Consider the following 26,102-nt stretch of genomic DNA (forward strand, 5'->3'; position numbering starts at 1 on the left):
TTTATACGTAGATGCAACTGCTGGCTAATCGTTTTTAGAATATCATGTTGAAAGGTATCAATATTCAATAGCCGCAACTGAACTGCGGGAACTGGCACGCTTCACATCCAGCCATTGTTGCAAAATCAAAGCGGCTGCCTTGCGATCAATTAAACCTTTATGGCGTGACGGGGAGCGGTTCTCAGCTATCAGCAGTTGCTCTGCTTGAAATGAAGTTAATCGCTCATCCATATATTCCACAGGTAGATTTAGCGCTTTCGCAAGTCTTTTAGTAAATTTCTGAACTTGACGTGCCTGAAATCCTAGTGAGCCATCCATTGAATAAGGTAAGCCCATAACTAGAAGTTGCACCTCACGTTCATTGACTATTTGGCGGATTTGCTCGACATCCTGCTCAAAAGATGTGCGCTCAATTGTGGTGATTCCCGTGGCAATTAAACCCGTGCGATCGCACCCAGCCACGCCAATGCGCTTGCGACCAAAATCTAGTCCCAACGCTGAAATAAACGGTTTTGCTTGCCCCTGGGATATCACACTAATTCTCCTGCTGTGCATCTGCTGATTCAGAAATCGGCGATGCTTCAATACTAGGGTTTTTTCCCGAAAAGTTAATCGGTTCTGACAAGCTTTGCAGTGGTTTATCTGACGATGGCAGCTTTCCTGGTTGTATCCATGACATCCCACCTGGTATAGGTTTACGTGTCGGTTGTAAACCTTGCAACATATCAGTCCACTGGATTCCTTCTAAGGAAACAAATTTAGACTCCCGTAGCTTGTGCCACACAGAGCGAGACATAACTAATGTATGTTCTATGCGTTTCGCCCCAATTCGCTCCAAATATTCTTCTCGCTCTGCCTGATAGTCTGAGGAAGCTAGTTGTAACCCTTGCTGGGGAAAATCTTGGGCAATCCGAGCCAGTTGAGATAGCAATTCTGGATATAGCCAAGTGTAAGCAGGATGAACTGTCAGCGTTGCAGCATGGGGAACTTCACCATTCCGATCAAGTTGCACCTGAAAATAGCCGATCGCCGCTTTGCGTTGGGGTTCAAACACATAACCACTGATTACTTCCATTTTAGTCAGCCATTGCTTCACTGCATCAGTTAAAGCGCCGAACAAACTAGTTTTAAAGTCGCGGGTATTGCGGTCAAAAACCTGACGTACCAAAGGTGGCATCGATGCAGTATCTAATTGATATAGCAATTGGGCATCAGCATTACTCACTGGCAAGAGGTTGGGCAAATCTGGCTCTGCTTGTGCCAATTCAGCCAGTAATTCTGGCCCAATTTCCCAGTATGTCATTTCTGCCAGACGCTGAAATCCATTTTGTCGATATAGTGCCAGCGCCTCAATGTCATTGATGTTAACTTCCAGTAACCAAGTGCGAGCTTCCAACATCGATTCAAAGCAATGACGCAAAAGTTGCGAACCAATTCCTTGTTTATCGACACCACGCTCTAGTAGCACTTGATCAATTCGCCAAGTACTGCGTGTGCGGTTAAAAGGTGACACTTGAATCATTCCTAGAAGCATCCGCCCTTGTTCTGCTACATAAGCACAGAGGCGATACTGGAGCGGGTTAGGAAACCAACTTAAAAATTTGAGTAATCCATACCAGCGACGCAGCATGAGCATCTGGCTGATGGCAAAACCTGCTCCCTTGGGAGTGAGGGCTGCGAATGACTCTTGAGTTATACGCTCAATGCCGTCCAGATCCCGGTATTGGACTGGTCGGATAACAACGCTGAGGTTTCTGGGAAGTAATGAAGTCATTTTTATTCGAGCCGACATTTAGCCTTAACTAACTGCTCTTAAAAGGAACTGCTGCAATAATCTTAACTAGTTTCTGCTCTCTACTATTGTGCCAAAAGGGTAATTCTAGTAACTTAATACTTAAAAAAGCAGAAAAGCAGACCTTGTGAGAACACCATTGGCATTGACCCAACAACATCTGCCCTTATTCTATTTGAATTTTGATTAAAGTTTGTATATATTTATAGCCCTTGTCGAGAAACTAGCTTTTCAAAGTGGGCTTGGGTTTGATGGAGTAATTGCTGGCGACTATCTACCAGTGTTTGTTTCAGGGTTGGAACAAGATTGCGAGCTTGCAGAGTCATGTGAAGTTGCAGGTTGGCGACATATTCACTAAAATCTTGATTCACTTCGTCTGCGATCGCATCCGTTAATAAATTTGATTCCATTGCCACTGTGTTCTCCTGTGTTAATCCTGTGCTGTTTCTCTTCATAACCAAAAACTATCACGTTGTTTGGACTAACTTCTTAATTTGCAATGAAGTTTAACGCTTATAGCGGGATAGCGATGTCTACGATCGGCTATGACGCTCTCTACGAGACGCTAAAAGCGAACGCGGACTGACTAACGCTTCTCTACGAGACGCTACGCGAACGCTATCGGTGTCGCCAGTCCATTGCCAGTCCATTAAAATCTCAAACCAACACCACCTTGTACAGAGATCGCTGTACCACCGCTATCACGGTAGGCATCAAAAGCGATGATGGCGTTGCCAAAAAGGACAGTATTGCTATTTGGGATCATATAATCAATGCCCGGTTGTAAAGCAAAACTAATTTTGTCCCCTACAGGAGAAGAATCACCACCACCAGCCAGTACCAATCCAGCACCCAGGTAGGCATCAGCTTGCCAGTTAAGAGGTAAATCGTAAGAAACCGTTGGCACAACTGCCGTATTCCGACCAATTAGCACTTGAGCGCGGAGTGAAATTGGCGCTTCCAGAAGCTTGTAGCGTCCCGCTATCACCCCCCCCAACTGGATACCATCGGTAATCCCAACAGTGGGACCTATACCGATATAACTGCCATAAGCGACTTGAGCTTGTGCTGGTTTCGTAGTCACCAGACTCAAGACCAAGCCAGCCCCCAACACTGAAACCAAAGATGGAATATACTTCATAACCGAACTCCTCACACCATTTTGTTATTGGGCATTGGTTATTCCCCTTGTCTCCCTCATCTCCCTCATCTCCCTGCCCCTCTGCCCCTTCTATTCTACGGGCAACGGGAATGAATGCCCCCTTGAGTACAAATGTATGCTAATTGCTTGGCATCTAGATTTTTGGCTTGAGAAAAATCAACGCCTTGGACTACGGCAGATACTGAGCCTAAATCTGGGGTTTTGACAAATTGATCTGCTGGATCTTGTTTACTAGGAGCGAGAATTGTCCCCTTAAAATCTGCTCCGGCGACATTTGCCCCTCGTAAATCTGTCTGACTCAGGTCGGCATTTTGCAAGTTAACGTTTTCCATTTGGGCAGAACGCAAAACAGCACCAGCTAGACGAGTAGCACTAAGGTTAGCATTGCTGAGATTAGCATGATCCAAATAGGCTCCTGATAAATCTGCCCCTTGCCAATCAGTATTAGTTAAGTTCGCAAAGGATAATTGTGTTCCGATCGCACTGACGCGTCCTAAACGCGCCCCGTACAAATTGGCTTCGTTCAATTTAGCATCACCTAAATCGGCTCCAGTTAAACTGGCTCTTTCCAAAACTGCGTTTCGCAGATCGGCTCCTACTAGTTGGGTGCTATTGAGTTTGGCGTCATATAGACGCGCATTGGATAAGTTGGCTCTGTTGAGAGTGGCGCGGCTCAAATCAGTACGGTTCATCAAGACGCGACTGAGGTTAGCATCAGTCAGATTGGCTTGCTGCAACTGAGCTTGGCTTAAATCAGCCATTACATCGTCGTAAGTATCCCAGCGTCCATCTTCACCTGCACTTCGGAAGCGGCTACCTTTCAAACTAGCTTGGTTAAGATTTGCAGATTTTAACTTAACTCCTGATAAATCAACGTTGTCTAGTACCAAGTTGAAGAAGGAACTTCCGGGAGTACCGCTTTGACCTAATTGGGTGCTACTAAGGTCAACACCGTTGGTTTTACCACTGTAAACGGAGAGAATCTTGTTGATCGTCCTCTGGTTTCTTTGTAACTGCCCTTGCCGTAATTCCCGTTCTTGGCTTGCAGTGCTACCCACAGACTCCAATTCACCCACCAAAAACTGATTTTTATTTTTTAGTTCCGGGATGGCTTGGGGTCCGACAGTTGTCAAGGCTTGTTGAATCGTATCCAGAAGGCTGGGGTTGGTTTCGCTAACCAATAAATCCGCCAGAAATTTAATGGACTGTGGATCATTAAGACCACCTATAGCCAGAATTGCACTTTGGCGTTGCTCATTAGTCGCCCCAGAGTTGGGACTCAATTGTTTGACAAGTTCGAGGAACTGTTGGCTGTTGATTTGGTTAGTTGCTCGCTGAGATTGTTGAACTTGGATATAAACTTGAGTGCCGATTAAAGTTGCCAACACAGCAGTCATACTCGTCAGCCCTACCCCAAACAAAGTCAGATTAGGATTTTGCTGTATTCGCCGCCAGAGATTAGGTGAGTGTTCGGTTTGGGCTGCGGCTAATTCTTCATTTCCCTCTTGCCATTCTTCTGGTTCATAATTACCGCCAGCAGACTGAGCTTGTCTGTTGCTAGTTAATAGTGCATCTATTGTATAAGTGCCTGCAAGTTGATCGTGGAATGCGCGACGCCCTCGGCGCGATGGTAAGCCTATCCCTTCACCCACAATCATTAACAAAGACAAAAATGTGAATAATCCTAAATTTGGAAAAGCAAAGCTGTAGCGCCACAGTAGATAAGCGATGGAAATGGGTACAGTCCAACGCCCAATTCCTTCTCTAATCACAACTGCTCCCAATCCGGGCGGCTTCCCTTGCTCGTTGACAACCCGCACTTTTAACCAACGTTTCGGAAGTGTGCTACCAGTCTTAGCTAGTAAATACAATTGCCACCACGAGAGAGTTACAGGCGCTAACAGGGCAATTGTCCACAAAATATTAGTTGGCCATGCGACGTTAACGATGCCATAGCTCACAGGTAGAGCGAGGGGTCTAGCGATCGCTCTACCTGTTACTACCAGCACAGGGTTAAGGGGCACTCGGTTCACATCGCTTCTAGAATTGGCATAAACACCAACGCCAAAGGGAATCAACCCACTGGTAACTACTAGTGTGATTTCAGCCGCCCAAGCAGCAAAACGCCTACTTGCTAGCAACAGCGACTTAGCTTTTTCCGGTTTTTTTGATTGATCGGATTGATTACTAGTTCTTTTGACAATTGGTGACGTCATCGGATAATTCCCTTTGATATTATTTCTACGCCGCGATCGGCACAATTAAAATAAACTAAGCTAATCAGCAAAAAGAAAAGCATATTGAAATAGGATTTAGGAGTCAGAAGTCAGGAGCCTTTTATATTCTGGCTCCTGACTCTCATAACTCCGGGCAGAGTGCCAAGTAAATGCATATCAACTTATTGCTTACGTTGAAAGCTACCAGACACAAAAAATTTGTATCCAACATACACTAACACTGCCAAAAGTGCCAGAGTGATTACAGATGCAACCAGTTTAAACACTGTTTGCAGCATCACCAAGCCTACTAGCACCGTCACACCCGAAACTACCAGCTTTTTTACCCCAGACAAGCTGTTGAACCAAATCTGAAATCGCTCCAGTTGCAAGTTCAAGTTCGCAAACACAGACTGAGGCGTTTGTTTTTGTGGTTGTGGAACCACCCCAGGTGGGGAATTAATCTCTGCCTCTAGCCGATCGAGGCGACGCTGTAAGTCTTCTTCTGGTTGAGAATTCATCAATCTTTTCTACATGAGATAGCATACTTATTCAACAATAGACCAACCAAATTCTATTTTTGGTAGTTGTCTTAGTGATTTTAGCTAATGTCTGTGAGTGCAAGAACTTTCTGCACAGGGAAAAATTATGTTTTTTCTTGCTGCTTTCCAGACATCAATTCTAGAGATGTTGCAATGCAATGTCTCTACACACACCCATCAAACCTTCACAAACAATCCTTAAACAAATGGTATTGCTTTATACGGCACATTTTGGAACCATGACGGATTGCTGTCGTCTATATAAATCAGACTGTATAACAATATTGCTCTAAAAAAATCTGGAGCATTAATTAAAATGAAGACGCTTAGGCTACTTGCAATTGTTCCCACTGCTTTGGCGATGAGTTTGGTTTTCACTGAGGCTAATTTGGCACAGACACCAACAACCCAAATTAATCGGAATTTCCAACCAGATCCAGTGGTTTTGAAGGGAAAGTCTGGGGGAACTGTCAAAAGTAATTGTGGCAATATCACCACTGAACCTAATCAAGTTATCCAGGTTACAGAGTCACTGCCTTATTTGCGATTAACAGTAGAGAGTCAAGGGAAGCCAACGCTGCTGATTGACGGGCCTGGGGGGCGCTTTTGTGTAATGGCAGATAGCTACTCTGGAGACAAGGCAGAACTTTCTGGTTACTGGCAGCCAGGAAAATACTCGCTGTATGTGGGCGAACTATCCCAAGGACAGTATCGCTACAACCTCTCAATCTCGCAAAAAAATAAATAGTCATTGGGCACTTGTACTGAGCGTACCCCTTCCCTACGGGACGCTACGCGAACGGGGAAGCAAGCTACGCGTAGCGTCTCTCTCGTAGAGAAGCCGTTGGCGCAGCCTCTCCAAGAGTTGTATTGGGCATTGGGCATTCTTGAGAGGTTAAACTGCTATATTATTTGTGAATAATTAATAAAACTTTAATACTTTATTTCAAGTTTTTCCCAGCACAAAAATTTGACTATTTGAGAAAATAACTTTATCTTCAAATGTCAAGAATTAGTCATTAGTCAGTTACTAAGCTGTTACGTATTTAATTTGTATATGTGATGCGCTCATGTTGCCCGCACTACAATAATTTTACGTTTTCGTGTTATACAATTTAGCTCCACATCAGCTTAATGACTAATGACTAATGACCAATGACCAATGACCAATGACTAAGGCGATTTACAGGAATAAATATACCACCGCCGTTGGTTTCGACTTCGCTCAACCAACGGAGAGATCGAGAGTTGAGCGAAGCGATGCACTGAGCGTAGTCGAAGTGTCGAAACTCGCCAACACAGGTATTTTCTTTCTCGGAAATCACCTAATGACCAATGACTAATCTTCCAGTGATTGGGCTGGAACTTCGACAGCAGTGACATCAATTGTGCCTTCTGGTGTCAAGCGCTGAAAATGACTATTTTGTACTAACAATGACTCTCCACAGTTAGGACACTGCAATTGACTGTTATTTAAACCTGTAAATTGGTATCCACAGACGGGACACTGATCAGCAATCAAGTTGCGTTGCAGCCACCAACGAAAGCCAAAAAAAGCCACAATGGGTGCCAACAACACCAATCCGAAAATAATTAGCAACGAATTAACTAACCAACCCAAGCCCACTGATGCTAGCAACCAAACAACTGCCAGCAGGGTGAGCCAAGGGCGGAGATTTAAAAGATTCAATTGAAATGACTTAAAGCTCATTTTTTAAATGTCGTCCTGCTCTCCTTCTAGGATAGCGATTTTAGTCATTTGTTATTGGGACTCAAAACTGAGGATAGAAGCATTTTTTGCAAGTGCTGTTGAAAGGCATCTATACCAAACAGAGCGATCGCTTGTTCTCGCAGCCAATGTCCATCACATCGCCGATCATCCCCTTGAAGCATTTCTATACAAGCTGCGGCTACAGCATCAGGACTGCGGTGTGGTACTCGCCACCCCAGTTTACCATCTTGCAAAGGGTCAGCAGAGCCATCGTCGTCACCAGATAATACGGGCACTCCACAAGCCATTGCTTCTAAATAAACAATGCCAAAGCCTTCTTGCGAAGGCATAATATATGCATCAGCAAGGCGGTAATGTTCCATTAATTCTTCTGTAGCCACGAAACCAGCAAATACAACGCGATCGCTCACACCTAAATATGCAGCTAACTGTGCCAATCGTGGTTGGTCATCACCCCGACCAATTACCAAATATTTGGCTTCTGGGAAAACTTGAGCGATCTGTGGTAACGCCCGAATGGTGACATCTACACCTTTGTAAATATCCCCCGACCATAACCGCGCTACTGTCATTAATACTTTAGCACCAGTTAAGCCATACTTATCAACTAAATTTGGCTGCTTGGAACCAGGAGTAAATTTATCCCCATCAATTGCACAAGGCATCATTTGTACTATTTTCGGGTTTAGACCATTGGCAACACAAGCGCGATCGCGGCTGTAGCGGCTAATTGTCCAAATTCCAGCTGCTGATGTCAGGGCGCGACGTTCTTGATTTTTCAGTGGTTCCCAGACTTCTTTTCCGTAAGTTAGCACGGTGTAAGGAATTCCCAAGGGACGGCAAAGAGTTTGGATTAATACTGCTAAGTTCATATGACCGCAGAAAACTTGCTGCGGTCGGCTTTGCAATAGACACTTAAGTAAGGCTGCTGCCATTTGCAGTCTCCCCAAATCAGGAGACTGATTTTTAAAGTAATGAAATTTTAAGTTCTCGTCTTCAAAGGGATTTAAGCTATCACGACTATCTCGGAGCAAAAAGACTTCTGCTTTATAGTCTTGGCTCAATCCTAGATAGGCGCGAAAAATATCTTTTATATATGATTGAATACCGCCTTCGTGGGCAAAAATTTCTAAAAATACGAAGACATGGTTAGTTTTTTTGTTAATTTTATCACTTAATTTGAGGTTTTCTGTCACTGTAATCATACTCATATTAGATTTACACTTGCGGTAAGGGCGCGATCGCACCAGTTTGTAACCGCTCTAAATCTGTTTTCACCATTTTTTCTAAAAGTTGCTCAAAGCTAATTTGGGGTTCCCAGCCGAGGTTTCTTTTAGCTTTACTGGGGTTAGCTACTAGTTGAAAATGCTCATCTTGTCGCAACAAGCTAGTATTTAGGACTACATACTGCGTCCAATCCAATCCGACAGACTCAAAGGCGGTAGCAACTAAATCTCTAACACTGTGTAGTTTCCCAGTGCCAATTACATATTCTTCTGGTTCATCAACTTGCAACATCAACCACATCGCTTCTGCATAATCTCCGGCAAAGCCCCAATCGCGTTTGGCATCTAGATTACCCATTTCTAAGGTGTCAGCTAAACCCAATTTAATCGAGGCGGCTGCTAAAGAAACTTTCCGTGTCACAAATTGAGGTGCGCGGAGAGGAGACTCGTGATTATATAAAATTCCGCTACAGGCAAATAGTCCATAGCGCTGTCTGTGATGCACCATCGTCCAGTGGGCATGCATTTTGGCCGCAGCGTAGGGATTTTTAGGACGAAAGGGGGTTTCTTCATCTTGAGGCGAAATAAATACATCGCCAAACATTTCTGAACTGCTGGCTTGATAAAATCTAGTAGACAAACCAACTTTTCGTACTGCTTCCAAAAGTCTGGTAGCCGTACCAGTGATCAAATCTAGGGTTCCCAATGGATCGTTCCAAGAGTCGGGTACAAAACTGGGAGCCGCTAAATTGTAAATTTCTTGGGGACGTAGTTGTTCAACTGCGGTCAACAGCGCCGCATGATCTCTCAAGTCAACGGTAAAAATTTCTACCTGATTTGCTAGTGTTCCCAATTTTGTTAAATTAGGTTGTCGATGGGGGGGTACTAGTCCGACAACTCGATAACCACGGTTGAGGAGCAAATGGCTGAGATAGTAGCCATCTTGACCAGTAATTCCTGTAATTAGGGCTGTCTTAGTCATAATTTTCTCCCCATTCCTTCTATCTCTTTAACCACTAAATGGCACTTGTTGGAGAACAAAAATTAAAACTCTCAACACTGCTGACAAATCTTAACAAGGGAGTTAGTCTAACTCGAATGCTATCTCTACTATATTCACTAATTCTTTTTATACAAAAACATTCTTTGAGATTTTACAAAAAAATCATAATAACTAAGCAATTTTACGTAAAAAATATGTTACTCCTATTCAAATAATTTTGAAAAAGGAGTATACTTTTATCAATCAAATCACCATATATTTAAGCAGAGATTGAAAACCTACATTGACTTTTCCTGTGGAACACTACAGTGTAGGTAATTCACTTTTGTGCTTCTACAGAGTATTTGACGATGAGCAGGCAATTTCTACCATCTGCACCACGTTCGTATACAACACGATCAGCTAACCGCCTCAGCAGAAACCATCCATACCCGCCTACTTGCAGAGTACCTGGGACTGGTTCTGCGATCGCATCAGGATTGAAAGGTTTTCCATAATCCCAAATTCTAATCTCTAGTCGGTCAATCCACAGATAAATGTTAATCTCAATGGTTGTTTCCGGCGGTAGAGCATGATGAGCGTGACGTACAGCGTTGGTAAAGCCTTCTGCTAATGCTAAATTGAGGCGATCAAGTTGGGTTTTTGACCAGCCAAGTTGAGACAAGTGTCGCAGACAAAATTGCTCAAACCATTCTTGCACCTGGTTTAAGAGTCTGAGTTCGCTCTTAACCATCAGATGCTCTTGCTGCACTATGCTAAACATTAACTGTGACTTGAATATAAGTAAACCCAAGTTGCTAGTTATTAAATTTTGCGCTCTTCGCAAAATTTCTCTGATATAGAAAAATCTAAACTTACATATTTTGTGTACCAAAATACAAAACATGAGGGATTTTGGCATTTCGAGGGTTGTAACTAGCAACTTACGTTAAGTAAGTGAAAAATGGTTGTATTTGTTGACCATGCCAAGATGCAATCTGAATTATTAAAATTGACGCCTGTTGATTGTTTTCAAAAGCACATCTGCATCTGCTCTTGAAACTACAGGCGTCAAAGCACTTTGTGGTGACTAATTTAGAATAGTCCCAAGGTCAAAGATTTATCCAATGGTAAAGCAGCGCCAATACCCAGCCACAGAGTGACAAGGGTACCAAAAAGGAATACTGTGGTCGCAACTGGGCGACGGAAGGGATTTTGGAACTTATTCACGTTCTCAATAAAGGGAACGAGGATTAGCCCAACTGGTACGGAACCCATTGCTAACACTCCTAAAAGTTTGTTAGGAAGCGATCGCAAAATTTGGAAGACTGGATACAAGTACCACTCTGGCAAAATTTCCAATGGTGTGGCGAAAGGATTTGCTGGTTCACCGGTCATTGCGGGATCTAGCACAGCTAGAGCCACAATTGCAGCGAAGGAACCCATGATCACAATTGGAAAAACGTAAAGTAGGTCATTAGGCCAAGCGGGTTCACCATAGTAGTTGTGACCCATGCCTTTAGCGAGTTTGGCTCTTAACTGAGGATCGCTCAGGTCAGGTTTTTTTTGTGTTGACATTTTGAAATGTGCTCTCCTGCTTAAGTTAAATTAAAGCATTTATGAAAGCTATCAGCTACTAGGCAACCAGCAGGCGGCAAAAGCGTTTGTCTATCTACAGTCAGCCGCCTGGAGGCTATCTACAGCTTTAGGCTTCAGATACAAGTGTTTGTTTTTTGGAACTTATGTGCGATCAATTTCTGGTGTTTCATCAGTTTAAAACAAACAACCTCATCTGAAAACTGACAAATATTGCCTTTCGCTAATAGCTGAGATTACAAGGGACCGGAAATGCCTTGCTTGCGGATCATCAAGAAGTGAAACAGCATAAAGACTGCAATCAACCAAGGCAGTACAAAGGTGTGTGCGCTGTAGTAACGGGTTAGTGTTGCTTGACCAACACTCGAACCGCCACGCAGTAGGTCAGAAATCAGAACACCAACCACGGGGATTGCTTCTGGTACACCACTAACGATTTTCACAGCCCAGTAGCCAATTTGATCCCAAGGTAGAGAATAGCCGGTGACTCCAAAGGAAACTGTAATTACAGCGAGGATGACACCACTGATCCAGGTTAATTCGCGGGGCTTTTTGAAACCACCAGTCAGGTAAACCCGGAAGGTGTGCAAAATCATCATCAACACCATCATGCTGGCAGACCAACGATGAATGGAGCGAATTAGCCAACCGAAACTTACTTCATTCATGATGTACTCCACTGAGGAGAAAGCTTCAGTCACAGTTGGCCTGTAGTAGAACGTCATCGCAAATCCAGTGGCAAACTGGATCAGAAAGCAAACTAGGGTAATTCCACCCAGGCAGTAAAAGATATTGACGTGGGGAGGGACGTACTTACTAGTGACGTCTTCAGCGATCGCCTGAATTTCTAGGCGTTCCTCAAACCAGTCGGAAACGTTGGCCATACAATCTCAAGTTCCTAAAAGTCAGTTGCGGTTGATAAATCCCGAAGTTCTGAATCGGCAAAAGCCTTCGTTCAGACTTCTCTCCCAATTAGCAAGTTTGGGATTTTAGTAAAGGGGAGTTTTGTTTGCTTGTTAGCTTTTGGCGTGCTAAGAGACTTCAGAAACTTTACACTCTGTAAAGACGGAATATATTGCGATCTCTTTACGCCCCTACACACAAAATGGTGGACACAAAGTAGATTTTATCCTTTGGTGAGTGGATACGATGCATCAGTTGACTGAACAACTTGATGAGAAAAATGCACCACTTCTATAAAAAAAGTAACATAATCGAGAGATAGATTTCATCAACAACAGGGCAATTGGGCATTATCTAGGCAATTTGGGTTGAGGTGGAATTGATAATGGGGTTCATGAACAAACAAGTCTTTCGGGTTGGATTTTCATTGTTAATGGCGTTTTGGTTGGCGTTGGGTACGCTGACACAGCCGGCGCTGGCTTTGACGACAGAACAAAAGCTGGTTTCGGAAGTTTGGCGAATTGTTAATCGCACTTATCTAGATGAGACGTTTAATCATCAAAACTGGGCAGCAGTAAGGCAAAAGGCACTCCAGAAGCAGATCACAGACTCAAATGCTGCTTATACGGCAATTGGGAAGATGCTCAAGAGCCTTGACGATCCTTTTACCCGCTTTTTAGATCCAGAGCAGTACCGCAGCTTACAGGTCAATACTTCTGGGGAACTCACTGGGGTAGGATTACAAATTGCCTTGAATCCTGAGAATGGAAAGTTGGAAGTAGTGGCTCCTATAGCAGGTTCACCAGCAGATAAAGCGGGAATTAGACCACGCGATCGCATTCTCAAAATCGAAGGCGTTCTGACTGAGAATCTGACTCTTGATGAAGCTGCAACTAGAATGCGCGGCCCGAGTGGCAGCCTGGTGACTCTCCTGATTGAACGGGACGGAGAGGCAGAAACGGAAATTAGACTGACACGCGATCGCATTGCTCTTAACCCTGTGGTCTCAGAATTGCGTGTTTCCCCTGAGGGTACACCTATTGGCTACCTTCGCCTCACACAATTTAATGCCAACGCTTCAACAGAATTGGCACACGCTATTTCTAGTTTAGAAAAAAAGGGCACTGATGCCTACATTCTGGATTTACGAAATAATCCTGGGGGGTTATTGCAATCAGGAATTGAAATCGCCCGTCTGTGGTTAGACTCCGGGACTATCGTCTACACTGTTAACCGACAAGGCATTCAGGGTAGTTTTGCAGCCCTTGGGCCAGCCCTAACCAAAGATCCTCTGGTGATTTTGGTGAATCAAGGAACTGCCAGTGCCAGTGAGATTCTCGCCGGCGCACTCCAAGATAACGATCGCGCCCAATTGGTAGGCGAAACCACCTTTGGTAAGGGCTTAATTCAATCCTTATTTGAATTATCAGATGGTTCAGGTTTAGCAGTCACAATTGCTAAGTATGAAACTCCTCAACATCGAGATATTAACAAACTAGGTATTAAGCCGGATAAAGTGATTTCCCAACCAGCTATTAACCGTGAACAGATTGGTACCGAAGCGGATCTGCAATATCAAGCAGCAGTGGAACTTTTGGTTAAAAACTCGGTGGTGGCGGGGAAGGCGTAAAAAGTTAGGAGTTAGGAGTTAGGAGTTAGGAGTTAGGAGTTTGGAGGAGCAATTCACTTATGGGATTCAACCCCGGATGAATTGAAGCAGTCTTTCCAGGATTGTGGTTAGATCAATCTCTCGATTTATACTGAAACTTTAGATGGACGGTATCGCCGCTCCTATGTGCTGTGGCGTGAACTGATTACCCCGACAATTGTGCTGGAATTTGCTTCGGGCAATGGATCGGAGGAGCGCGATCAAACTCCCTTCAAGGGAAAATTTTGGGTGTATGAGCGGGTGATGCGGGTTCCCTACTACGGCATTTATGAAATCATTAGCGGGAAGTTAGAGGTTTATCACCTTGTCGATATTGTTTATGAGAAACTCACCCCCAATGAACGTGGACATTATCCAATTTTGCCGATGCAGGTTGAGTTAGGGTTATGGCAAGGTAGCTATCAAAATCAGGAAATGCTGTGGTTGCGGTGGTGGGATTTGTCGGGAAATCACCTGCTAATTGGCAACGAGCAGGTGGTTTTGGAACGCCAACGGGCAGAGCAAGAACGCCAACGGGCAGAAGTCGCTGAACGGGAATTAGCTCACCTGCGTAGGCGTAGCCCGTCGTAGACATCGCTCTTGCAACGTCAAGATCCTTCCTAAGCTGTCTCATTAATCGGAAGTTGGATCGTAAATTCTGTCCCCTGTCCCAGGGTAGAATCAACCGCGATCGCTCCGCCATGTTTTTCTACAATAATTTGACGAGCGATCGCTAATCCTAACCCTGTACCTTTACCCACAGCTTTCGTCGTAAATAAATGGTCAAATATCTTTTGTTTAAGCTCTTCAGTCATTCCTTTCCCATTGTCAGCAATGGCAATTTTTACCAAATTATCTGAAGAGGAAGTTGTAATTATAATGCAGTTAGCATTAGCTTTAATTTCCTCAAAACAACATCCATTATTCGATTCTTCCAACGCATCAATGGCGTTTGCTATAATATTCATAAATACCTGATTTAATTGTCCAGGGAAACAATCAATTTCAGGTAACTCTCCATACTCAGTTATTACTTCAATTGCTGGACGTTGTTCATTAGCCTTAAGACGATGTTTCAAAATTAAAATCGTGCTTTCGATGCCTTGATGAATATTAAATGGCACTTTATAATCTCTATCAGCACGAGAGAAAGTGCGGAGACTCGTGCTGATATTTTTCAGGCGATCGCACGCCATACTCATAGAATCAATCATCTTGGGTAAGTCTTCTAAGCTATAATCCAAGTCGATTTCTTCGGCATGGTTAAGAATTTCATCACTCGCATTAGACAAGGTTTCTTGATAGAGTTTTAAGTGTTCGATAATATCAGCAAAGGTAGGTTTAGCTTGTTTGAGGCTGGCAGCAATAAAACCAAGGGGATTATTCATTTCGTGAGCTACCCCAGCAACTAAGTTGCCTAGTGCTGACATTTTTTCACTTTGGACAATTTGTAATTGGGCGTTTTGCAGATCCGTTAGCGCTTGTTCTAAGTCTTGTGATTTTTGCTGCAAGGCAAGTTCAGCAAGTTTGCGTAAGCGAAGCTCCTCATAGACATCGCTAATATCTCGCATCGCAACTACTGCACCAAGTTTGTTACCCGAAGAATCGAAGATTGCTTGTCCGCTTGCTAATAAAATTCTTTTAGAACCATGCTTCGGCGCAATTACCATTTCGGCATTTTCAACGATTTCCCCTTGTAAGGCGCGAAACAGAGGAATTTCTGTTTTAGATAGGGGTGTTTGACCATCAATTTGATAGAGATCGAAGTGTTCTGACCATTGTTCTGGTGCTAATGATTCTACTGGTAAGCCATGAAATTCACGAGTTGCTTTGTTAAATAGAATCAATTTGCCACTAGCATCGCAAACAACAATCCCATCTGTAATATTGTGAATAATGGCATTCAAGAACTCTCGTTCTTTGGCTAGAGATGCTTCGGCCTGTTTGCCATTGCTAATATCAACCACCACCCCATCCCATAGAATTGAGCCATCGGCTTGTCGCTCTGGCCGAGCCGCAGATTGAATCCATTTCACGGTTCCTGAAGGTAAAATAATGCGCCATTCTTGCTCAAACAGTGTCAGATTTTGAGCAGAGTCAGCGATCGCTTGGGCAATGACTGGGTTATCATCAGGATGATGCATAGCATAAAGGCTGTGCATCCCTGCCATCACCGATTCGGGTGCTAACTCATACAAGTCGAAACAGCCAGAGCTAACGTAGGGTGTTGAAATAGAACCATCAGCCTCCAGACGGAATTGATACACCATCCCAGGAATATTATTCGCCAAATTTTGGAAGCGGATTTCAGTCGCTTGCAATTTTGCTAGAGATTCTTCCAACTGTTTCGCGTAGTTCTGTGAATTTCGATAAAGTCGAGTATTTTGCAGAGAAATCGCCGCTTGAGCGCAAAGTAAGTTGAGCAGATCGACGCGATCGCTCGTAAAGGCTCCTATTGTCAAATTATTTTCCAGATACAATATGCCCAGCAACTTACCCTGATGCAAAATCGGGCTACACAAGATGCTCTTGGGCTGCTGTTGCTGAATATACGAGTCATTGATTAATTGAGGATGCACCGTGGCATCAATAATCACTGCTGGTTGTAAGCTGCGTTTGACGGTATTAATTAAGCTAATTGGCACATCAACAGAGTCTTCAACAGGCTGTGGGTTCAGCAACATTGGGTAAAAATCGACTTTGGTAGCCTGGTTTTGGACACCGCTCAGGGAAAGCTGTGCTAATGCCTGAATTAACAACCGATCTGACTCTAAAAGCATGAACACACACTTATCGGCTCCGGCATTTTCAATGACGATATGCAGTAATGCTTTTAGCAGTTTTTCGAGTTCGATTTCCCCAGAAAGGGTTTGGTAAGCTTTGAGAATGGCAGCTAAATCTAAAGCAACAGAGACGCTGCTACTGCTGGAAGTGGCGGAACTGGTGGAGGTGACACTCCCCAATGTAAAGATAGTTTCGTTAGTTGAAAGGGGAGCGCGGGTTTGCTCTAAGATGGGGGCGAGAAGTTGGGGATAGCGTCGTTCCAAGTCGGCGACTTTGGCTTTAGCACCCCAACGAGCATAGCCGTAGTAGGCTTGGGTTATGTATTCCTGAGCAATCCGTTGTTTACCCCAGTCGAGGTAAAACTTAGCTGCCAGTTCATTGGCCAGCGCTTCTTCTTGAATGTAATGGTTTTTTTTGGCTTCGGTGATGGCGCGATCGTACAAATCTATTGCCTCGGCTTTATTGCCTTGCACTCGCTCTCGTTCCGCCTCAACTAGATGAAACTTGTGCAAGAAATTCATCGGGGCATGAGTTGCCCAATACTTGAGTTTTTCTTGGTTGGCAGCGATGCATTCCTTTGCTTGCTGCTGTTCTGGGGTTGAAAGTTGCTCAAACCATGCTAGTTGAGCTAGAGACTCATAAAAATGAAAGATCGGTACATATACGAAAGCAAGGACAGCATCCAAATACTGTCTTGCCTGCCTAGCCTGTTCTACGGCTTGTTCAAAGTCTGAAAACAGATAGGACACAACCAGTTTATTAATCCCCAGCAATGCTAATCCAGTGCGATCGCCTGCTGCTTCATGTAATGGAAGTTGATGCTGTTCATTGTAGGCTGAACCGTTCAACACCAACACGTTATCTGCATCGCCCATTAAATTGAGCAAAATTTGTCGAATCAACTGGGAATAAGTCAGAGTTAAATTTTGCTGGAGATGCTTGAGTGCTTCACAATATCCAGCAACTTCTGACTCCAGTTGCGTTAAATTCTGTCCGGCAAAATAGGAGTAAAAACCGTAGTTATACGCAGAGTAGCCCGCGAAAGTCAAATCGCCCACATCTAAACAACTACAATAGGTCATCTGCAAGGGATTTAATATCTCACCCAGGTGCATTTTCCAATGTCTTGTGTATAAATACACTAGTAATAAAGTTTTGCCTTTTAATTCAGAATTTTGATAACGTGAAAGTAGATCGAGGGCTAACTGACCGAATTCATAACCTAATTCGACGTTTCCAACCACACCACACATGAATATTCCATAAGAGGCATAGCTAAAAGTCGAGGTTGACTCATTGCCATATACGACAGACAGATAAACCTTTTTTAAAATCACCAGTAAATACAGCAGTGGCACAGACAGATAAGCGCCGGGTGCTACCGATGTCAAAATTCGAGCCGCCGCCAGGATGTTCGCATCCCTTGCTTGGCTGAGGTTGAGTAACTCGGCAGGTAAGCGCTCTCCAATCGCATCTGAAACGATACTAAAAGCAGTTGCCACATCATCTTGGGTGGGCACGGCGGGCAGTTCCACTCCCAATTGCTTTAAAATCGCAAGTGCCGCTGCGATCGCCTCGGTAAATTCACCCTGAGCGATGAATGCCTCAATCTTCACCTCATAAACGCTGATTTGATCTAATGGGGTTTTGGCGTGGTTTAGGACAAGGTTCGCAAAGGCTGCCATCTGGTCTAAATTACCGCTCAGATAGGCAGCTTCTGTGGCGACTTGATGGAGTGCTAGGGTCAACTCATACTGATGCTGCCAACTGTTTTGGGCAAGTAACCCAATGCCTACTTGAGCATATTTGCAGGCGGCAGTATAGGCAGTCGCCGCCTTTGCCTTGCGACTTGCCATCAAGTTAAATTGCGCCAATTCTTGACGTTCTGCGGATTGGGCGATCGAGTCAACCGCAACATTGAGTTGACTGACGATTTCAAAAATGCGTTCTTCCCGATTGTTTTCGGGAGTGTTACTCAGGAGTAACTGTCCAATCTTCAGGTGAACGGGTTGTTTTTCATCAGCGAGAATTAGGGAGTATGCCGCTTGTTGCACCCGGTCATGTAAAAATCTATATGCAACAATCTCAGAATTTTGTTGGGTAACTGGTTGATGTTCTCCCCCAACATAAAACTTATAAATTTCACTTTGGGGTAAAATCAAACCTTCCTGTAAGGCTTTCCATAAACTTGCAGCCGCTTCGATTTGGGATTGTTCAGAAACGATCGCTAACGTCGCCAAATCAAACTGATTGCCAATACAAGCTGCCAGTTTCAAAACATTTTGAGTGTTGTCGGGCAATTTCTGAAGCTGTTGTGCCATAAATTCCACTACATCATCGGTGAGAGCAAGCGATCGCACTTGTGCTACATCACACTGCCAAAAACCTGCCTCCCAATCAAAGGTAATCAGCCCATCCTCATATAGCGCTTTCAGAAACTGAGTCGTGAAAAAGGGATTGCCTTTGGCTTTTTGATCAACCAACTCTGTCAACGGCAATGCCTGTTCCGTTGTACAACTGAGGGAATCGGCGATTAAATGGTTCACATCTGCTTGACTCAAGTTCTCTAGAGTTAGAGTATTGACGCGCGAGGATGTCTTTTGAATTTCATCTACCGTCAACATCAGTGGATGAGCTGCAAATACCTCGTTATCGCGGTATGCACCAATAATGAATAGATAACCACCATCGCTCTGGGACATCAACACTTTCAGCAAATTGAGCGATGCCGAATCTGCCCACTGCAAATCATCGAGAAACATCACCAAGGGATGCTCTCTTGTGGTGAAGACTTGAATAAACTTTTGGAACAGCAGATTGAAGCGGTTCTCTGCCGCACTACCCGATAGTTCGGCAAAGGCAGGTTGTTTGCCGATCATCTGCTCCAGTTCAGGAATCACCTCAATTAGGACTTGCCCGTTCTCTCCAACTGCCGCTAAAATCCTGTTTTGCCATTGCTTCAGTTGCTGATCGCTTTCACTGAGTAATTGTCCCATCAAGTCTCGAAAGGCTTGCACAAAAGCAGATAGAGGAATGTTGCGGTTGAACTGATCGTATTTGCCCTTGATGAAGTAGCCGTTCCACCGGACGATGGGCTTATGCACTTCATTAACGACTGCGGTTTTGCCAATGCCAGAGAAGCCTGCCACTAGCATCAATTCTGATGCACCATTGGCAACATGACCAAATGCCTCTATTAACGTCTGCACCTCCGATTCCCGTCCGTAGAGTTTTTCTCTGATGAGAAAGCGATCGCTAATATCTCTCTGTCCCAAATCAAACCAGCTATGCTTGCCTGTTTCTCGCCACTGTTCTAAGCAGATAACTAAGTCATGTTTCAGTCCCAGCGCACTCTGATAGCGATCTTCGGCATTCTTCGCCATCAGTTTGCGGACAATCTCGCCCAGCATTAAGGGCAAATCGGGGTTGAAATCGCAGAGGAAGGGGGGTTGCTTGGCGATATGGCAATGTACCAACTCCATCGGATCGTCAGATTCAAAGGGCAATTTTCCACTTAGTAGTTCAAAGAAAGTTACACCTAATGAATAGAAGTCGCTGCGGTAGTCAATGCCCCGGTTCATCCGTCCGGTTTGCTCCGGCGACAGATAGGCTAGGGTTCCCTCCAGTCCGTTGGGACTTTGGATTTCTTGGGTTTCTCGTGGTAAAAGTGAGGCAATACTGAAGTCAATCAGCTTGATTTGTTTGGTGTCAGGGTGAATCAGGATGTTGGCTGGCTTGATGTCTTTGTGAATGACGCGCTGTTGATGCAACTGGTGTAAGGTGTCTAGCAATTGCAGAGCAATGGCAAGGAATTGCTCTAAAGTCAGTGTTTTTCCTTGGGTAAATTCCCGCAGGGAAACACTACCAGAGTCTTCCATCACTAGGGCATAGCTATTATGATAGGCTTCTAGGCTGTAGGGTTTGATGATACAGGGAATATCTAGGTTTTTAGCGATCGCATATTGGTTGCGAAACTGTACTAATTCGCTAAAGGTAGGATATTCTCGTTTTAAGAGCTTGATGACAACTGGTTGGCGTTGGCGAAGCCCACCGAAGGTATCGCACTCTCGAACTGCCCGATACACTTGAGTCCGAGAACCTGAATATAGTTGTTCTATGATTTGGCAACCAGCGATCCTTAAAGTTCCATCAACTTTTGCGCCCATAAATTTTTACGAGAATTTCTGTATACTAGCCTTATGATTCCCAGGACAATATCTTGGTTAACAAACGTTAGATAATTGGGGATTGGGGACTGGGGACTTGTACTGAGCGAAGCCGAAGTATTGGGGATTGGGGACTGGGGACTTGTACTGAGCGACTTGTGCCGAGCATCTCGACTTCGCTCGATGGAGCCGGAGCCGAGGTAAGCCGAAGTATTGGGGACTGGGAAGAATTTACTCCCTCATCCCCTCATCCCCACCCCTAAAGGATCTGTATCCGCAACAAAGCTGGTAAATCCAGAGAGGTGAGGTGTTGATAAGCTTGATCTATGACACGCTTACCTCTAAGAAAACCTGTATTAGCTCCAGGACAAATATACCGAAGAGTTTCTGGTGTAAAACGTTCTAACAATAATTGAAGACTCTGAATTTGTCTTGGCCAGTGAAAGGTTTTTGCTGTCCGTAATGGCACTAATTCCCCCTGCGGGTTAGGGAGTAAATGATGACTAGAAAACAATATACCTCCAAGTTCACTGTAGTACAGACAAGATGAGCCGGGAGAATGTCCTGGTGTCCAAATCAATTGTGTTGCTGCATCAAGAGTCAACTCCTGCCTAAAGGTAGTTACGGTTAAGCCTGGTAATAAATAAGCTTCTTGCTCTTGAATCAGCACCTCGCAGCCAAAGATTTGCTGAATTTCAGCAGTCTTGCCAATCGCGCCTCTATGGGTGATAAATAACCAACGCACGCCTCCATGCGATCGCAAAAAATCTTGATTTGTTTGGTCTAGAGCCGGGCAATCTATGAGGATATTGCCTTCATTTCTTACAATAAAATAAGAGGTTCCCCCTAATGTGTCCCGATTGGGTGGAAAAGCAAAAATGCTCTCTTGTGCGAAGTCCGATTGCAGAGAACCTCCGCGAAGAACTTCGTTAGAGAACACAGCCCGTGGCGGCTTAGTTATATGACTTGGTGGTTGAGGTAAAGGGCACATGATCAAAGAACCGAAACTCAAGAGTTGTGGACAAATTGAAATGGGGAATAGGGATTGGGGACTAGGGACTGGGGACTGGGAATAGGGACTGGGGAAGATTTGAATGGAGATTGGTACGCCAACCAAATCTTAAAAGAATTTTTTACCCAGTCCCCAATACCCAGTCCCTAATACCCAGTCCCCAATACCCAGCACCCTGTTAACCATTGTGAAAAAAATTCGGATTTGAGGTCTGCCTTGTAGGTAATGCTATGGTGCTGAAGCTACTGGCGGGGCGTTTTGTCAAAATTACTGAAGATAACATGGCATTTTGGTTTCTGTTTATTCTCCTGCTGGGGCTAGCTACTTATCTAATGGTGCAGCGCAGCGTCGCTCACATCACCCGAACACCAGTATGGTTGTTGTGGCTGGTTTTAATGACACCAGCATTTCTGTTGAGTGGATGGACGCTGATGTACGGGGCGAAACAACCGCCGCCGCCAGCACCGATCATCTGGTCGATATTTGTTTGTACAGTGTTGTACTGGCTGTTGTTTCAATGGGGGCGTGAAGTACCAAGAGATACACAGACCCAAGCCCAAGCCTCAGAATCACAACCGACTATCCAGCCTACCCCAGAACCAATAGTGCGTCCCATTGAACCAACGGAAGAAACTCTACTGCGAAATTGTTTTCCTTGGTCTGTATACTATGTTCAAAACATTGAGTATCGACCCCAATCTGTGATTTGTCGTGGTCAGTTGCGAACTACAGCCAGCAATGCTTACCAGCAAATTAAGACTAATATTGAAGCACAATTTGGCGATCGCTTCTTGCTGATTTTTCAAGAAGGTTTAGATGACAAACCTTTCTTTGTGTTGGTTCCCAACGCTCAAGCTGCTAAAGACAAAAACACACCACGACGCGACCAGGAAAAGTTAACTCGACCAGGATTAGCGCTTCTACTGCTTGCAGCTACTTTGGTAACTACTACCTTGGTAGGTATGGAAATTGCTGGTGTTTCTCTACCGCCGATCTGGAAAATTGACTCTTTGTTCAAAGTTCTATCTAACCCAGATGTCCTATTTAAGGGATTACCTTATGCCTTAGGACTGATGACTATTTTGGGGATTCATGAACTTGGGCATTATTTGACGGCTAAATTCTACAATATTCGCTCGACTTTGCCTTACTTTATTCCCGTGCCTTTTTTCTTGGGAACTTTTGGCGCATTTATTCAGATGCGTAGTCCAATTCCCAACCGCAAAGCTTTATTTGATATTAGTATCGCTGGGCCTATTGCAGGTTTTGTTGTTACCTTACCCTTAATAATATGGGGTTTGGCTCATTCTGATGTGGTTGCCCTAACTGAAAAAACCCGAATTTTGAATCCTGATGCCCTTAATCCCAAGTATTCCATCTTAGTGGCGCTACTCTCGAAGTTAGCTTTAGGAAGTCTGTTAACCACAAAATCAGCCATTGACCTGCATCCAGTTGCAGTCGCAGGTTTTCTGGGATTAATTGTCACAGCCTTAAATTTAATGCCTGTGGGACAACTAGATGGAGGTCATATTGTTCATGCAATGTTTGGACAACGAACTGCAATGATCATTGGTCAAATTGCCCGATTGCTGTTGCTATTACTGGCTTTAGTTCGGGAAGAATTTTTGGTGTGGGCGATTATCTTGTTATTTATGCCATTGATTGACGAACCGGCGCTGAATGATGTGACTGACTTGGATAACGGACGTGATATTTGGGGGTTAATGGCAATGGCTTTGTTGATTATAATAGTTTTGCCATTACCTGTGGCGATCGCTAACTTTTTGCAAATTTAACAGAATAACCTCTGCTTTCTATTGCCCACTCCCCCTTTTTGTTAAAACGTAAAAGTAGTACGAAGTACACCTACAGTTGTGGTTTCGTTTCTGCTGTCACCTTCTGGGTTAAACAGAATAAAGGCACCAGGAGTGATGCTGATATTGTCGCTGACTTTAACACGATAATACCCTTCTAAATGGTAAGGAGTCGCTCGATTGTCACCAAGTTGAGCCAAACCACTAGCATCAGTGCGGTAAAGCGGTTGACCAAAAATAATCCCCCCATTGTTCCCTGACTTAAGTAAATCTCGGAAGTGAACTCCCACCATCCAACTTGTAAAGGTGGTGGAAGCATTGACGCTACTAGAAGCAGCATCAACAAACAAGGCTGCACCATAACCAGACAAGGCTATCTTGGGAGACAATCGCCATGTTACCGTACTCCCAACAGAGTTGAGCGCCACCGGTGTCCCAGCCGCAACCCCTGGTAAAGCACCGATATCATCACTAACTAATCCTGTACCCAAAATATTGATTTCGTGATAACTGTGGGCATAATTGAGACCAATATCAAGATCGCGACTTGGCTTCAAGGTTAACTGTGCGGCTACAACACTACTACCACTAAACAAACCTGCACCCAAAGGTGTAGTAGAAACTCCTGGTAATGCCTCACTCGCAGATTTTTGGGGTAAATTGGCATTTACACTGCCGTATAAAGCTCTTAAATCCAAATTTGGCGAAATGTTAAAAATAAATCCCGCCGCCGATGCTAAACCAGTACCCGAAGTTCCACCAGAAACCCGTAGCACAGGATTCAAGCCGCCAAAACGAGAAATTGACTCTTGTCCTTCACCATAAAAAGGTGTAATGGCTGGGAAAGCATCTGATGTTTCCGCCGCAGTTCCCGCAAACAAGGTTAATTTATTAGCGACGGGAAAGATATACAGTAATTTGTAAAGCTGAACACTGTTTGCACCAACACCCGACAAAGTATTGACATTTAACCCCGGAAATTGTGGCTCAAAACTGGTACGTGCGCTACTCGCACTTAAAAGCGGCGCAGCTAATCCTAAACTTTCTTGCAGGCTACCTTGTCCACTGGCTCCACCCAAAAAGTTATAAGCTTGCAATCCAGTAATTAATAAATCTTTACCAGTAAAGCTAGTGGTAAGATTTAACCGCACTCTATTGACTAGCATGATGTTCGGGTCGCTCTTATTAGGAGCGCCACCGGTAGCACCAATCCCAGCAATAATTGCCTCACCATTGAGTTTGGTAGTAGTAGAAAATTGATTTGCTTCTAGTTTTGCTGTGCGCTCTTCTACAGCATCTACTCGACCCCGTAATGTTACCAATTCCGCAGCAAACTGTTCTTGCAGTTTCTGCAACGTGGCTAAATCCTCTTTTTTGACCAAATCAGCAGTTGCAGTCGCAATTAGTTCATTGATTCGAGATAAACAAGCATTTAAGCCAGCTGCAAATTCATAGCGAGTCATCGCCCGATTACCGCGATAGGTTTCATTGGGATAACCTGCGATACAACCATAGCGCTCAACCAAAGATTGTAGTGCTTGAAAAGCCCAATCTGTGGGCTGTACATCAGACAATTGGGATACGGATGTTACTTGTGCAAGTTTGTCTGATGATTTAGATGAATTTGTAGATTGGGGTGTGATTGTCTGTAAAGAATTATTAGCAGAATCCACCTCTAAATCTTTTTGGCTTTTATTAGCTATCGGTAACTCATCAGAAATAGCATTGGCTAAATTGCCTTGATGAAAATCCACTTTTTCATGGCTAGCAATATCTTGATAAATTGCTACATTTTTATTTTTAATCTCTAAATTAGGCAGGGCTTGTACTGGTGATAAGCCAGCAATTAACCATAAAAAGCCCACTCCCCCAGCAGAAGCTAGTAGATATTTTGCCATGATAACTCCCAATCTATATATGAAATAGTGACAAACTTGATTTTGATATTTCAATGGTATTGATAAGTAAATTTAAAGTATCTTTAACAAGACTATCTTGTTAACTTTAAAATTTGCATATCAGAAAGTTTCTTCCTGATTTGACTTATCAAAGCATCAGTTGATATCGCAAGTATTAAATTATAGTAAATACTATTTCTGCAAAGAATTAACAATTAGTACTATTGATAATTCTAATAATTACTATTGACAAAAGAATAATTAGATTAGTGTGCTTTTATGGTATCGAATATAAGATAAACAGTTAGGATAAGTAGAAAATCAAGTTATAGCGGTTCCCATTCAGATGCGGTACAAGATTATATTGCAAGGTGTAAGGGCACGGCAGTGCCGTGCCCCTACGGGTGTACCTCACGTAAACGAGAACCGCTATACGCTATATTGAAAGGTGCGATCGCCCAAGATGCACAAAGATATATTATTAAGTAGGGACTATAGGAATATGATTTGATTTCTGAAAAAATCTAAGTAGTATGTAGGGTGTGTTATGGCGTAGTCTAACGCACCCAAAACTTGAAGGTGGTGCGTTAGCCTTTGGCGTAACGCAACGCCAGTTCGCTCAAGTCGGG

Annotated in this window: 20 protein-coding genes; 4 read left to right on the forward strand and 16 right to left on the reverse strand. The window is 43.9% G+C overall.

From position 1 onward, the window contains the following. Positions 1-57: 57 nt before the first annotated feature. The 6 genes from ruvX to V7K50_RS02590 form a co-directional block, all read right to left on the reverse strand. On the reverse strand, positions 58-534 hold the full coding sequence (gene ruvX, locus V7K50_RS02565) for a Holliday junction resolvase RuvX (protein ID WP_334956946.1): 477 nt from the start codon (positions 532-534) through the stop codon (positions 58-60). Position 535: 1 nt separating this feature from the next. Further along, positions 536-1,792: a GNAT family N-acetyltransferase gene (locus V7K50_RS02570; RefSeq protein ID WP_334956948.1), complete on the reverse strand. Its 1,257-nt coding sequence runs from the start codon at positions 1,790-1,792 to the stop codon at positions 536-538. Between the two features lie 203 nt (positions 1,793-1,995). Then, entirely contained in the window at positions 1,996-2,202 is a 207-nt protein-coding gene (locus V7K50_RS02575) for a hypothetical protein (protein WP_334956950.1), read from the reverse strand. A 239-nt stretch (positions 2,203-2,441) separates the two neighbouring features. Continuing rightward, positions 2,442-2,933 carry a hypothetical protein gene (locus tag V7K50_RS02580; protein WP_334956952.1) on the reverse strand — a complete coding sequence of 164 codons (492 nt, stop codon included), beginning with the start codon at positions 2,931-2,933 and terminating at the stop codon, positions 2,442-2,444. Between the two features lie 95 nt (positions 2,934-3,028). Beyond that, a complete protein-coding gene (locus tag V7K50_RS02585) occupies positions 3,029-5,170 on the reverse strand; it encodes a pentapeptide repeat-containing protein (RefSeq protein WP_334956954.1) in 2,142 nt (713 codons plus the stop codon). A 182-nt stretch (positions 5,171-5,352) separates the two neighbouring features. After that, positions 5,353-5,691, reverse strand: a complete 339-nt coding sequence (locus V7K50_RS02590; RefSeq protein WP_334798888.1) for a hypothetical protein — start codon at positions 5,689-5,691, stop codon at positions 5,353-5,355. Between the two features lie 337 nt (positions 5,692-6,028). On the opposite strand from V7K50_RS02590, the gene V7K50_RS02595 reads away from it, so the two are divergent. Beyond that, positions 6,029-6,460 carry a hypothetical protein gene (locus V7K50_RS02595; RefSeq protein WP_334956956.1) on the forward strand — a complete coding sequence of 144 codons (432 nt, stop codon included), beginning with the start codon at positions 6,029-6,031 and terminating at the stop codon, positions 6,458-6,460. A 397-nt stretch (positions 6,461-6,857) separates the two neighbouring features. Here the strand turns inward: V7K50_RS02595 and V7K50_RS02600 are convergent, their stop codons facing one another. The 7 genes from V7K50_RS02600 to petB all read right to left on the reverse strand — a co-directional run bounded on the left by V7K50_RS02600 (position 6,858) and on the right by petB (position 12,132). After that, complete coding sequence (locus V7K50_RS02600; RefSeq protein WP_334956958.1) at positions 6,858-7,037, reverse strand: hypothetical protein; 180 nt, start codon at positions 7,035-7,037, stop codon at positions 6,858-6,860. 14 nt (positions 7,038-7,051) lie between these two features. Next, positions 7,052-7,423, reverse strand: coding sequence for a hypothetical protein (locus V7K50_RS02605; RefSeq protein WP_334956960.1), 372 nt, complete (start codon positions 7,421-7,423; stop codon positions 7,052-7,054). 44 nt (positions 7,424-7,467) lie between these two features. After that, positions 7,468-8,655 (reverse strand): glycosyltransferase, encoded by a 1,188-nt coding sequence (locus tag V7K50_RS02610; protein WP_442944536.1) that lies wholly within the window; start codon positions 8,653-8,655, stop codon positions 7,468-7,470. 7 nt (positions 8,656-8,662) lie between these two features. Continuing rightward, entirely contained in the window at positions 8,663-9,652 is a 990-nt protein-coding gene (locus tag V7K50_RS02615) for a GDP-mannose 4,6-dehydratase (protein ID WP_334956962.1), read from the reverse strand. 340 nt (positions 9,653-9,992) lie between these two features. Continuing rightward, complete coding sequence (locus tag V7K50_RS02620; protein WP_334798893.1) at positions 9,993-10,436, reverse strand: ATP-binding protein; 444 nt, start codon at positions 10,434-10,436, stop codon at positions 9,993-9,995. 311 nt (positions 10,437-10,747) lie between these two features. After that, complete coding sequence (petD, locus tag V7K50_RS02625) at positions 10,748-11,230, reverse strand: cytochrome b6-f complex subunit IV (RefSeq protein ID WP_069068452.1); 483 nt, start codon at positions 11,228-11,230, stop codon at positions 10,748-10,750. A gap of 254 nt (positions 11,231-11,484) precedes the next feature. Then, a complete protein-coding gene (gene petB / locus V7K50_RS02630; protein ID WP_334798894.1) occupies positions 11,485-12,132 on the reverse strand; it encodes a cytochrome b6 in 648 nt (215 codons plus the stop codon). A gap of 404 nt (positions 12,133-12,536) precedes the next feature. On the opposite strand from petB, the gene ctpA reads away from it, so the two are divergent. Further along, positions 12,537-13,781: a carboxyl-terminal processing protease CtpA gene (ctpA, locus tag V7K50_RS02635; RefSeq protein ID WP_334956964.1), complete on the forward strand. Its 1,245-nt coding sequence runs from the start codon at positions 12,537-12,539 to the stop codon at positions 13,779-13,781. 123 nt (positions 13,782-13,904) lie between these two features. Then, on the forward strand, positions 13,905-14,390 hold the full coding sequence (locus V7K50_RS02640; protein WP_334957271.1) for a Uma2 family endonuclease: 486 nt from the start codon (positions 13,905-13,907) through the stop codon (positions 14,388-14,390). A gap of 29 nt (positions 14,391-14,419) precedes the next feature. On the opposite strand, the gene V7K50_RS02645 is transcribed toward V7K50_RS02640, so the two are convergent. Then, positions 14,420-20,749, reverse strand: a complete 6,330-nt coding sequence (locus V7K50_RS02645) for an ATP-binding sensor histidine kinase (RefSeq protein WP_334956966.1) — start codon at positions 20,747-20,749, stop codon at positions 14,420-14,422. Between the two features lie 259 nt (positions 20,750-21,008). After that, complete coding sequence (locus V7K50_RS02650; RefSeq protein WP_334956968.1) at positions 21,009-21,740, reverse strand: MBL fold metallo-hydrolase; 732 nt, start codon at positions 21,738-21,740, stop codon at positions 21,009-21,011. 302 nt (positions 21,741-22,042) lie between these two features. On the opposite strand from V7K50_RS02650, the gene V7K50_RS02655 reads away from it, so the two are divergent. Then, positions 22,043-23,557, forward strand: coding sequence for a site-2 protease family protein (locus tag V7K50_RS02655; RefSeq protein ID WP_334957273.1), 1,515 nt, complete (start codon positions 22,043-22,045; stop codon positions 23,555-23,557). 41 nt (positions 23,558-23,598) lie between these two features. On the opposite strand, the gene V7K50_RS02660 is transcribed toward V7K50_RS02655, so the two are convergent. After that, the gene (locus V7K50_RS02660; RefSeq protein WP_334956970.1) at positions 23,599-25,473 is read right to left on the reverse strand and encodes an iron uptake porin; all 1,875 of its coding nucleotides are present in this window, start codon (positions 25,471-25,473) and stop codon (positions 23,599-23,601) included. Positions 25,474-26,102 lie beyond the last annotated feature (629 nt).

It is taken from the genome of Nostoc sp. (assembly GCF_036917135.1).
GTDB lineage: Bacteria > Cyanobacteriota > Cyanobacteriia > Cyanobacteriales > Nostocaceae > Nostoc.

What these genes read in the sequence shown, in the direction of transcription:
- V7K50_RS02645 (WP_334956966.1), bottom strand. Translation starts at nt 20,749, where the DNA reads ATGGGCGCAAAAGTTGATGGAACTTTAAGGATCGCTGGTTGCCAAATC.
- petB (WP_334798894.1), bottom strand. Translation starts at nt 12,132, where the DNA reads ATGGCCAACGTTTCCGACTGGTTTGAGGAACGCCTAGAAATTCAGGCG.
- V7K50_RS02620 (WP_334798893.1), bottom strand. Translation starts at nt 10,436, where the DNA reads ATGTTTAGCATAGTGCAGCAAGAGCATCTGATGGTTAAGAGCGAACTC.
- V7K50_RS02660 (WP_334956970.1), bottom strand. Translation starts at nt 25,473, where the DNA reads ATGGCAAAATATCTACTAGCTTCTGCTGGGGGAGTGGGCTTTTTATGG.
- V7K50_RS02585 (WP_334956954.1), bottom strand. Translation starts at nt 5,170, where the DNA reads ATGACGTCACCAATTGTCAAAAGAACTAGTAATCAATCCGATCAATCA.
- V7K50_RS02580 (WP_334956952.1), bottom strand. Translation starts at nt 2,933, where the DNA reads ATGAAGTATATTCCATCTTTGGTTTCAGTGTTGGGGGCTGGCTTGGTC.
- petD (WP_069068452.1), bottom strand. Translation starts at nt 11,230, where the DNA reads ATGTCAACACAAAAAAAACCTGACCTGAGCGATCCTCAGTTAAGAGCC.
- ctpA (WP_334956964.1), top strand. Translation starts at nt 12,537, where the DNA reads ATGGGGTTCATGAACAAACAAGTCTTTCGGGTTGGATTTTCATTGTTA.
- V7K50_RS02610 (WP_442944536.1), bottom strand. Translation starts at nt 8,655, where the DNA reads ATGAGTATGATTACAGTGACAGAAAACCTCAAATTAAGTGATAAAATT.
- V7K50_RS02590 (WP_334798888.1), bottom strand. Translation starts at nt 5,691, where the DNA reads ATGAATTCTCAACCAGAAGAAGACTTACAGCGTCGCCTCGATCGGCTA.
- V7K50_RS02615 (WP_334956962.1), bottom strand. Translation starts at nt 9,652, where the DNA reads ATGACTAAGACAGCCCTAATTACAGGAATTACTGGTCAAGATGGCTAC.
- V7K50_RS02605 (WP_334956960.1), bottom strand. Translation starts at nt 7,423, where the DNA reads ATGAGCTTTAAGTCATTTCAATTGAATCTTTTAAATCTCCGCCCTTGG.
- V7K50_RS02655 (WP_334957273.1), top strand. Translation starts at nt 22,043, where the DNA reads ATGGCATTTTGGTTTCTGTTTATTCTCCTGCTGGGGCTAGCTACTTAT.
- V7K50_RS02575 (WP_334956950.1), bottom strand. Translation starts at nt 2,202, where the DNA reads ATGGAATCAAATTTATTAACGGATGCGATCGCAGACGAAGTGAATCAA.
- V7K50_RS02650 (WP_334956968.1), bottom strand. Translation starts at nt 21,740, where the DNA reads ATGTGCCCTTTACCTCAACCACCAAGTCATATAACTAAGCCGCCACGG.
- V7K50_RS02570 (WP_334956948.1), bottom strand. Translation starts at nt 1,792, where the DNA reads ATGTCGGCTCGAATAAAAATGACTTCATTACTTCCCAGAAACCTCAGC.
- V7K50_RS02595 (WP_334956956.1), top strand. Translation starts at nt 6,029, where the DNA reads ATGAAGACGCTTAGGCTACTTGCAATTGTTCCCACTGCTTTGGCGATG.